Origin of the sequence: Lysinibacillus sp. CNPSo 3705 (genome assembly GCF_028674935.1) — a bacterium.
In the GTDB taxonomy this organism is placed as follows: Bacteria; Bacillota; Bacilli; order Bacillales_A; family Planococcaceae; genus Lysinibacillus.
Genome location: NZ_JAQZSD010000123.1, coordinates 1 through 4,724, shown reverse-complemented (window position 1 = coordinate 4,724; position 4,724 = coordinate 1). Strand labels below are relative to the sequence as shown.

Genomic DNA, 4,724 nt, shown 5'->3' with positions numbered 1-4,724 from the left:
CATACCGAACACGGAAGTTAAGCTCTTTAGCGCCGATGGTAGTTGGGGGCTTCCCCCTGTGAGAGTAGGACGTCGCTAGGCAATGTAAACAGTCAGCTGAGTGCTGGCTGTTTTTTTATAAAATTATACAAATAATAATTAACCAATAGTAAAAAATCGAGAAGCTAATGTAAGCCTCTCGATTTTTTTACGATTAACTTTAGCAAAAGTTAATCTTTCTATAGTCAAATATACTCATTAGTATTTAGATATTTCATGTTGCTTGCATATTAATTTCAATGTAATATTACCCATAGTATTAAAAGGTAATATTATGGCTTTTATAGGTATTATATATTAAAATAGGTAATAGTTATTTTTACATACTATTAGGATATAGATATGTAAAAAAAATATACAAATAGGAGTGTAAATATTGATAATACTAGATAGACCTTATGTTTCGGAATTATTAGCGGACACAATTAGTAAGAATAAAATTCCGGTAATCAAATTAAATGAAGTTTTTATACCAAACGAATCTACTATTAATTTAAAAAAGGTAGACGATTTGTTGATTGAATTAGAGAAGGGGAATTCTCCAATTCTCTTTAACTCTGAAAATGGACTTAATATTTTATCAAAATATGCGCCAAATCACTATTTAACAACTGTTACAGATATTTTGAAAAATAAAGTTACTTTTAGGAAAACATTAAGTAGACATTATACAGATTTCTTTTTCACAGAAGTTTCTCTAAAAGAATTAGAAGAATTAGATCCTAGTGCTCTACCTTTCCCTATTATTGTTAAGCCTGTTATAGGATATTCAAGTATAGGTGTACATCGTATTGATAAGGTAGAAGAATATAAAGAAACTATTAAACAACTTAAGTTTGAAATGGAAGTTACAAGTTCAGAGTATCCAATCGAAGTTATTAATAATCAATCATTTATAATTGAAAAATTAATTGAAGGCGATGAATACGCTGTTGACGTATATTTTACAGAAGATGGGGAACCGGTTATCCTAAATCTTTTTAAAAGAATGTTTAGGCATGAAAAAGACATGAGCGATAGAATTTACTATACGAGTAAGCAAGTAATAAACGAGTCCCTCAACAAAATTCAAGAATTTTTAAGAACTATTTCATCGTTTTTCGCTTTAAAGTCCGCCCCTATACATATTGAAATTCGCATCGATAAAGACCAGATTGTTCCTATTGAAGTAAATCCACTAAGATTTGCTGGTATCGGGACAAATGAACTTGGCGTTCATGCATATGGTGTAAACGCATGTGAGTACTTTTTTAAACAAGAAAAGCCTGATTGGGAAAATATAGTTAATCAAATGGATGATTCAATTTATAGTTTTTGTTGTGCTGAAATAGATGCCTCTATTGATTGTAAGCAAGTTGTCTCTATTAATCATGAAGCGTTTAAACTAAACTTTGGTGAAATTTTAGAATATCGACCAATGAATGTGAATGAAAGCTCTACGTTTGCTGTAATCTTTCATAAGTCACCGGATTTAAATGAAAATAGAAGGTTATTGAATTTAGATCTGAATCAATATATAACGTTAAAAGAAATGGTATTTGTTTAATAATGACTAATTTTTTAATTCCAGTTAGGAGCGTTAATGATGTTTAAAGGTATGACAATTAGAAAGAAAATATTATTAAACGTATTAATGCCTATTGTTGTTATAAGCACAATTTTTAGCTTAGCCATCTTTATTGTAGCTGATCGTTTAATTGACGGATATATTATTCCTCAGTTTGAAGAGAGCTTAACAATGAAAATGGAGGATTTTAATGAGTTATTTGATAAAGAATTAATCAATAGTGCTAAAACAAACAAAAGTGCATATCAAGAACTATTGTCTAGAGGAAATGCATTTCAAAAAGAGTATGATTTAGAAAATGTCTATATTATGACTAAAGTAGACAATAAAGAAGTCATTTTATTTTTAGGTAATGACGATAAGTATTTATCACCACTAGCGTTTACAGATGAACAAAAAGCAGCACTAGGTACAACTAAAATGGTTACAAGTGATATTTATATAGATGATTACGGTGCCCATAAGTCTACATTTTTACAAGTTCAAGGGACAGATTCTGTCTTAGGATTAGATGAAGATGCAGATTTTATAGTTGATCTAGAAAATTTATTAATAAAAGTATGTGTATTATTAGCGCTTATATTCATTGTAGTAAGTGGTATACTAGCATATTTCACTGCTAAAAGAATTTCTAAACCGTTAAATGAACTTGTTGATTATACTAAAGTAATTGCAGCTGGTGATTTAACACAGGAAATAAAAAATACAAGTAATGATGAAATTGGTCAACTTGCATCAAGTTTTAATAGTATGCAAGTACAGCTAAAAGAAGTTATAGGTCATGTATCCTCAACAGCAGACTATGTAGCAAACGGGTCTAAAGAATTGACTCAAAGTATAGAGCAAGTGACAGAAATGGCTAATCAGGTATCAGCAGCAGTTCAGGAAGTTTCAGTAAGTAGCGAAATGATAACAACTGGGGCTATTCAAAATCAAATTGCCATTAGGGAAATATCACAGGGGATAGTAGAAATTACAGAATCTACTACAAACGTCTCTGATGAATCTATTAAGACAGCAGAAGAATCCAATCAGGGTAATAATGTCATTCAACAATCCGTACAAGGAATTGATTCAATTAACGAGCTTTCAAAAGCCTCTATGCAAATGACAGAACAAATGCATCAACGTTCTAAAGAAGTAGGACAAATTACAAATGTCATTACAAGTATTTCAGATCAAATTAATTTATTAGCACTAAATGCAGCTATTGAGGCTGCTCGTGCAGGTGAATACGGAAAAGGATTTGCTGTTGTCGCAGATGAAATAAGACATTTAGCAGAACAATCTGCTCAATCTGCTAATGACATAACTAAATTAATCTCTGAAATGCAAAACAATTCTAATGAATCAGTTGAAGCTATTACGAGAGTAGTAGATGAAATTGATCAAGAGACTGTCGCAATAAGATTAGCTGGAGATACTTTCCAAAAAATCTCATCTCTAATTTCAAACATTAGCATGCGAACGCAATCAATTGCTTCAACAGTAGAACAAATATCAGCAAGCTCTGAACAAGTATTAGGGACTACTGAGACAACTGTGCAATCATTGGAGCAAACATCAGCAGGTACCCAAAATATTGCTTCAACTATGCAAGAGCAATCTGCTTTTATGGAAGAAATGCTAGGAACAGCTAATCAAGTAAATGATATGGTTGAAAATTTAAAAGGTCAAATTGCACATTTTAAAATTAAGTAATCTAAGCAATAACAACAACTAAGTTAAAAGGATTAGCTCTAACTTGAACAGAGCTAATCCTTTTACTATTTTTAGATCTGTATGCGAGTATCAAAGTCTTTTGTAAATTCGACAAAATACTCATTGAGTTCGTTCTAATTGTATATATTTCTTTATATAATGTAGTGATTACCTGAAAAAGGAGAGGGAATTTTGTGGATTGATGGTGTTTTTTCTGGTGGTGGTTTGAAGGGTTTTGCTCTAGTTGGGGCGTATCAAGTACTAGAAGCTGAAAATTTCCGCTTTAAACGGGTAGCTGGAACAAGTGCTGGGGCCATATTAGCTGCTTTTATTGCTGCAGGATATAGTGGAAAAGAAATTCAAACGATGTTAGAAGAGTTGGATGTACCTTCATTACTAGATCCAAGGAAAACAATTTTACCTTTCCCGTTTATGAAGTGGGTTAATGTTTATCACCATTTAGGTTTATATAAAGGGAAAGCATTAGAAAAATGGTTTTTTCAGAAATTGGCGGCAAAAGGTGTTTATACATTCGGAGATTTACCTAGAGATTCATTAAAATTAGTGGCTTCAGATTTAACGAATGGCCGAATGATCGTTTTACCAGACGATTTACAAAAATATCATATTGAAGCGAGGAACTTTTCTGTAGCAAGTGCTTTACGTATGAGCTGTGGCATACCGTTCTTCTTTGAGCCTGTTACATTAAAAACAGGAAAAGGAGATTCAGTTATAGTAGACGGCGGGGTATTGAGTAATTTCCCGTTATGGGTATTTGATGATAGAGAAGGACGTAAGATGCGACCAATTATAGGACTTAAATTGAGTAGACGTAGAGAAGAACAACATCCACATGAAATCAAAAACGGATTAAATTTATTTGAAGCTTTATTTACTACTATGAAAGATGCTCATGATGAAAGGTATATTTCAAGACGGCATGAACGAGATATTATTTTTATACCTGTCGATGACTATAGCGCCACACAATTTGATTTAGATGAAGAGACGAAAGAAACGCTTTTAGAAATAGGAAGAAACCGTACTATTCAATTTTTAAAATCATGGCCAAAGTTTAGGTTGTAAAACTTTTAAAAAAACAAATAAAACTATTGACGTTCTATGAAGTGGGTGGTATTATATAAAAGTTGCTGCTAAACATGCAGCTAGAACAATATAAAAAAATAACTGTTTGACAGTATGTATAAAACATGTTATTATATAAAAGTTAACTCTTAACAAAGAGATGACGATTTATAAATGAACCTTGAAAACTGAACAAGCAAAACGTAATCAATAAAGTTTTTACTAGCTAACTTCGAGTTAGTGAACGAAACAAAATTTTGGACATCAAACATGATGCCAGCAAAACAATTTGAGCTAATCAAATTTCTTTTTATGGAGAGTTTGATCCTGG

At 31.7% G+C, this 4,724-nt stretch carries 3 protein-coding genes and 1 rRNA gene; all 4 read left to right on the top strand.

Features of this window, described 5'->3' with window-relative positions; all coding sequences use genetic code 11:
* A 5S ribosomal RNA gene (gene rrf, locus PVA17_RS24320) occupies positions 1-81 on the top strand; the annotation flags it as partial.
* Positions 82-415: 334 nt separating this feature from the next.
* Entirely contained in the window at positions 416-1,585 is a 1,170-nt protein-coding gene (locus tag PVA17_RS24315) for an ATP-grasp domain-containing protein (protein ID WP_274069270.1), read from the top strand.
* 36 nt (positions 1,586-1,621) lie between these two features.
* Complete coding sequence (locus PVA17_RS24310; protein ID WP_274069269.1) at positions 1,622-3,307, top strand: methyl-accepting chemotaxis protein; 1,686 nt, start codon at positions 1,622-1,624, stop codon at positions 3,305-3,307.
* A gap of 192 nt (positions 3,308-3,499) precedes the next feature.
* Positions 3,500-4,393: a patatin-like phospholipase family protein gene (locus PVA17_RS24305; protein WP_132364842.1), complete on the top strand. Its 894-nt coding sequence runs from the start codon at positions 3,500-3,502 to the stop codon at positions 4,391-4,393.
* Positions 4,394-4,724 lie beyond the last annotated feature (331 nt).